Raw genomic sequence first — 5,412 nt, forward strand, 5'->3', positions numbered from 1 at the left:
ACAGAACCTTATGGGAAACCGCCATGTTAGCAGAAAATATAGCTCCTGAAATCCTAGAGAAGAACCCGCCTCAGCGCTTTGTGCATTATAAAGAAATCTATATAGGTCACACGCCCACAACCAACTATCAGGAAGTAACGCCCATGAAAGCCTATAATGTATATAATGTGGATACAGGAGCGGCTTTTAAAGGGAAACTCACGATTATGGATATAGATTCTAAAGAATTTTGGCAAAGCGATCTCTTACCATCTTTATATCCTGATGAGAAGGGGAGGAATTAAAGAATCATGAATTTACATCTAAAACCCTATAAAGAACAACTTACAGAATGGCCACAAAGTGGGCATCATATTATGGCACAATATGATGAAGAGAAGGTGATTGTATATCAATCCTATCGACCAGCCATAGGTCATTTTGCAGCACAGCATCAATATTTTGGAGGTCCTTTTAGTTTGTTTAGAATGACATGGATCAAACCCAATTTCTTATGGATGATGTATCGTAATGGCTGGGGAACCAAAGAGGGACAAGAAGTGATACTTGCCATCCATTTAAAACGAGAAGCTTTTGAGCGATACCTTAATCTTGCGGTGTATTCCAATTACCAAGAAGATATATACGGTACTAAAGAAGCCTGGCAAGTAGCTGTAAAAAGTTCGAATATCCGTTTACAATGGGATCCAGATCACGACCCGTACGGAGCTAAACTAGAACGAAGAGCGATTCAATTAGGTATTAGAAATAAAGAAATCGTTTCCTATTCAAAAGATGATCTCTTAAAGATAGAAGATATTTCTGCCTATGTACGCGAGCAATATCAATATGTACGTACTAAGAATCTAGATGAACTAGTCCTCCCTGAGGAACGTCCTTATCTACCTAAAGACCCAGAAGTCGTAAAACGGCTACGACTAGATGTGATTGATTTTTAAAGGCCTATGCTTTCAGAGCACTCATTTTAAGCTGAATAATACCTAGCTTATGTAGCACACGCATAATCAAATAGGTAACATCTAACTCATACCAATGTACCCCTCCAAAATTAGCTCTAGTGCTATGTTTGTGGTGATTGTTATGATATCCTTCTCCCATCATTAAGAAATCAAAGCGTAATAGATTTTTTGAAGTATCTGTAGTTTTAAAATTCACATAGCCATAAATATGCCCAAACCAGTTGATAATGACTCCGTGTATAGGTGCCATCAAAAATAATACAGGTAGTAATAACCATTGCCACCAAGCGGTGACCAGAAATGCAAAAAGGAGTGTATAGGTAATGATCCAAAAAACACGAGAGCCCCGCGATCCTGCAAATTGATCAAAACGTTTCCACTGCGGGATGTTTTTTGTGAATTTTTGGTGAACGGTAATCCGTTTATTATTAATGTCTTGATAGATGTTTTTGGTTTTCCACATCATCGAAAACAGTGTATTGTCATATTTTGGAGAATGCGGATCTTTTTCGGTATCGGTATAGGCGTGATGCATACGATGCATAATTCCATACCCATAAGCACTCAAGTAACTAGGACCTTGGGAAAGCCACGTAAGAATAAAGGTAATTTTTTCTGTTGTTTTAGACATCGTATAGGTCTGATGCGCTGCATATCTATGTAGAAAAAAAGATTGAAAAAACAAACTCGAATACCACAAGGCAATTACGATGATAAGTATAGCCATAATTTTTTTCGCAAAGTTACTATCGATAATAGCTACTTGCAATGAACCTAGGTTACTTAATGCGTTTCCGAATCCGACTTAATGCTTGTGGTGTAACGCCAATATAAGAGCTAATATATTTTAACGGAATCTCCTTAATCACCTCTGGGCGATATTTAAAAAGATCTAAATAACGCTGCTCGGCGGTATAATTAAGTAAGGTTTGTTCTCTTTTTGATTTTATGAGAAATAAGCGTTCGGCGGTGAGTCTTCCTATGAGATTCCCAATTTTGGTCGTGTTGTAGACTTCCTGTAAATCGTCGTAGGAAATACTTAAAAGAGTGGTATCTGTAAGTGTTTGCAATTCGTACAGCGAGGGTCTGCGGGTTAAAAACGAATCATACGCACTGATAAATTGTTCTTTAAAACTAAACCCAAAAGTGATTTCTTTAGTAGGGTCTGGCTTAGGAATATATAAGCGTATGATACCCGATACCACAAAAGAGATATGATTTTCTACAGCGCCTATTGGTAAAAAAATAGTTTTCTTAGGGATATCACGTCTTGTCAGTTTGGAAGAAAAAAAAGCCCAGTCAGCATCTGTGATTTCAGAAATCTGATGAAGATATTTTCGAACGACTTCTAAGGTGATTTCGGGACGTATACTCATGAGCTTGCAAGATAAGTAACTCCTGAATATCTATAGATAAAATATATACTTTATAGTTACATACTTTTCATTCTTTACACGCTTTCATACTTCGACCAGCTCAGTATAAACTTCTGCGTCGTTTCACTTCTTGAAAGCGTATACTTGCATAACAGTATCTCTTAAAACAATCAACTACAAGCCATCTAATTCAGCTTGCATATTCACGCGTGCTTGTTTTTCATACAATTCTTGATATTTTTTGGTGAAAAAAATAGCAGATTTGGCGAGTGTTTGCTGTAAAAAACGTTTACGTCCACGTTTGTAAAGCAACAGCGGGATGTTCTTATATTCTTTTCGAATCGCTTGACAATAGGTTGTATATGTTTCTGGAGAAGCACCAAGAATAGACAGATCCATATCTAAAAATAGCTGAGTAAGTGGCTCATCAGAGGTGTGATGGGCTGTAGCAAGAATGATCGTTTCTATCTGCTCACGAAGAGAGATCGGAATCTGGAGTTCTTCTAACCATCGTTTTGCACATTGAGCGCTCTTACGTTCGTTCTCTTTAGAAGAACTATCGTATATAACATCATGAAATAATGCCACGTGAGCGAGTATCATGGTTTCTACGTCAGATAGGTCGGCGTTTTTAATGTGTGTAAATAAATCGGCTACGTGAACCAAAGTATGATACTGTCTATGTTTCTGAGTGTACTGTTTTTCTACTTCTTTAAAACATGCGATAGTAATAGCAGTATCTCTACTTTTAGAAAGTGTTAGCCACTGTTGATATATATGTTTGTTTTCCATATTCAAAATTGCAACTCCTAGAAACCATATCCATTGATGTATGATAAGATTTTTAAATTTCTTTCCGGATACGACTCAAAGACTCTGGCGTAATGCCCAAATAGGAGGCAATATAATGATGCGGAATCATATTAAGTAAAGACGGGTATAGTTTTATAAACGCGTTATACCGATTTGTGGCGGTTTGAAACTGCAAGGATTCGATACGCTCCATCGCAAGGATATAATTATACTCTGCCATACGTCTCCCAAAAGTATTTAATGAAGGGCTTGTATCATATAATGACGTCCAATCGCTGTAGGAGATAGAAAGTAAGGTGCCTGGAATAATACATTCCACAATTTCTACACTAGGGGTTTGGGTGAGGAGACTTACAAACGAGGCTACAAAAGGATTTCTTGATTCGTAATTAAAATAACTGGTGATTTCTTTTCCATCTTCTATTCGGTAGACTCTATAAACCCCTGAAACTACAAAACGCAAGGTGTCGCACACTTGCCCTTGTTTTACAATTAGATCATATTTGTGATAGTTTTCTACAGAAAGATGATGTTCTATGGCTTTTTGATCTTTTTTAGAGAGCTTAATTGTAGAAGCAATAAAGTCAAATAGTGTTTTTGTAGGTATAGACATTGTATAAATATAATTAATAATTTTCTGGGTACGCTTTCGCGAAAGCGTCCTTAGAAATATACCTTTTAACACGTATGGTTTGATGCTTTATAAAGGCATATTATGAAGTACTGAAAAGAGGTAGGAGCAGGTAAAGTCAAGAATGAGGGGTCAATAAACAAAAAAAGAAAATGAGATACATGATTCTTTTTTGTATATTTAAAATCCCTTTTTTAGACAACTCCCCTTTAAATACCGAAACTATTTTGAATAGTTGTGACTATAGCTAACACCGTAGTTACTGCTGTTTTGAACTTTTATGATGTGTGTTTTTCTATTAAAATAAAAGATTATGACTAAAAAGGCAAAATTATACGGCACGAGCGCCAAGGTAGAACAAATGCGTGTTTCTTTACCCGCAGAAGTAGCTTCCAATTTTGAGCTGAAAGCGCATATAGAACTTTCTACCACTCGATCTCATAGTAAAGAAATTACCGTCGAATTTGAAGAAAATGACTTAGTCGCCTTACAATTTTCTGACAATACGGAGTGGATAGGGCATCCTGAGGATATTCAAGAAATTTATGATGAGCGTATTGTCAAAAAGAGATCATCTACTAATGATGATTATATCTTTGAAACTCAAATATCAACACAAGCAGATAGTAGAGGTGCTGTAAAACAAACAGTTATTAAGTTTTTTAGCATTTTCAAACCCAACAAAAGCGTTGCTGCTACTGCGATGACAGAACTGGGAATTAAGTATGATCAAAAAACACAACCCAATCCTGGTTTATATGCCATAGATGAAAATTTTAAAAGAATTCCTTTTAAAGAGAATAAAGAAGTACAGCATTATTTAGTATTAATACATGGGACGCTTTCTACTTCTGTAGACGCCTTTGGGCAACTTCAGGAGAGTGATGCTTGGAGTAAGCTACGAGGAAAATATAAAAATAATGTAATGGCTTTTGACCATTATACATTATCAGAGAGTCCTTTGAAAAATGCGTTAGATTTTTTAGAAGCCTGTCCTGAAAAATGTAGCTTAGACATTATGAGTCATTCTCGCGGAGGGCTCGTTGCCGATATTTTAGCGAAGTGTGATTATAATAATAATGAAAATCATGAAGTAGGTTTTAGTAAAAACGAACAAGATATTTTTCTTAAGAAAAAAGAAAAAGCGGTAGCAGCAGGGGAGAATGGACTACAAGAATATGACTTAATACAAGAGATTAACAAGCTTGCTCTTAAAAAGCAAATCACGATAGGCAAAATCGTTCGTGTGGCAGCACCCGCAAGCGGAACTACTATTTTGTCTCAAAGAGTAGATCATTTCTTTAACCTCTTATTAAATACGATCTCTCTTGCCTTTGGGATTAAAAATCCGCTCTATGGGATTGTCAAATCATTTTTACTAGAACTCATCAGTCAAAAAGATGATCCAGATGTTTTAGCTGGATTAAATAGTATGATTCCGGGATCTTTATTCCAAAAAATGTTGAATGCAGCAGATACGACAGTTGAAAGTGATTTGTATAACATTATAGGTGATGCCGAAGTAGGAGGCGTGACTTTTGAATCACTCAAGGTTATCCTTGCCAATTTATTTTATAGAGCAGCAAATGATCTTGTCGTAGATACGAGTAGTATGGTCCATGGCGTCAAACGC

General features: G+C 36.4%; 5 protein-coding genes and 2 pseudogenes. 3 read left to right on the top strand and 4 right to left on the bottom strand.

Going from position 1 to position 5,412, the window contains the following annotated elements; all coding sequences use genetic code 11:
- A pseudogene (locus Q0505_RS03630) lies at positions 1-284 on the top strand (serine/threonine protein phosphatase); the annotation flags it as partial.
- Positions 285-290: 6 nt separating this feature from the next.
- Positions 291-938, top strand: coding sequence for a DUF4291 domain-containing protein (locus tag Q0505_RS03635; protein WP_299208919.1), 648 nt, complete (start codon positions 291-293; stop codon positions 936-938).
- 4 nt (positions 939-942) lie between these two features.
- On the opposite strand, the gene Q0505_RS03640 is transcribed toward Q0505_RS03635, so the two are convergent.
- The 4 genes from Q0505_RS03640 to Q0505_RS03655 all read right to left on the bottom strand — a co-directional run bounded on the left by Q0505_RS03640 (position 943) and on the right by Q0505_RS03655 (position 3,833).
- A complete protein-coding gene (locus tag Q0505_RS03640; RefSeq protein WP_299208922.1) occupies positions 943-1,686 on the bottom strand; it encodes an acyl-CoA desaturase in 744 nt (247 codons plus the stop codon).
- Positions 1,687-1,738: 52 nt separating this feature from the next.
- On the bottom strand, positions 1,739-2,335 hold the full coding sequence (locus Q0505_RS03645; protein ID WP_299208925.1) for a cyclic nucleotide-binding domain-containing protein: 597 nt from the start codon (positions 2,333-2,335) through the stop codon (positions 1,739-1,741).
- A 174-nt stretch (positions 2,336-2,509) separates the two neighbouring features.
- Positions 2,510-3,127, bottom strand: coding sequence for a hypothetical protein (locus Q0505_RS03650; protein WP_299208928.1), 618 nt, complete (start codon positions 3,125-3,127; stop codon positions 2,510-2,512).
- A 52-nt stretch (positions 3,128-3,179) separates the two neighbouring features.
- Complete coding sequence (locus Q0505_RS03655) at positions 3,180-3,833, bottom strand: Crp/Fnr family transcriptional regulator (RefSeq protein ID WP_299208931.1); 654 nt, start codon at positions 3,831-3,833, stop codon at positions 3,180-3,182.
- A 259-nt stretch (positions 3,834-4,092) separates the two neighbouring features.
- Here Q0505_RS03655 and Q0505_RS03660 point away from each other — a divergent pair.
- Positions 4,093-5,412: pseudogene (locus Q0505_RS03660) on the top strand (hypothetical protein); the annotation flags it as partial.

The sequence above is a fragment of the uncultured Dokdonia sp. genome (genome assembly GCF_937910895.1).
Lineage (GTDB): Bacteria > Bacteroidota > Bacteroidia > Flavobacteriales > Flavobacteriaceae > Dokdonia.

Bases quoted from the DNA above. Each gene is read 5' to 3' on its own strand.
- Q0505_RS03635 (WP_299208919.1), top strand. From the start codon at position 291: ATGAATTTACATCTAAAACCCTATAAAGAACAACTTACAGAATGGCCA.
- Q0505_RS03640 (WP_299208922.1), bottom strand. From the start codon at position 1,686: ATGGCTATACTTATCATCGTAATTGCCTTGTGGTATTCGAGTTTGTTT.
- Q0505_RS03645 (WP_299208925.1), bottom strand. From the start codon at position 2,335: ATGAGTATACGTCCCGAAATCACCTTAGAAGTCGTTCGAAAATATCTT.
- Q0505_RS03650 (WP_299208928.1), bottom strand. From the start codon at position 3,127: ATGGAAAACAAACATATATATCAACAGTGGCTAACACTTTCTAAAAGT.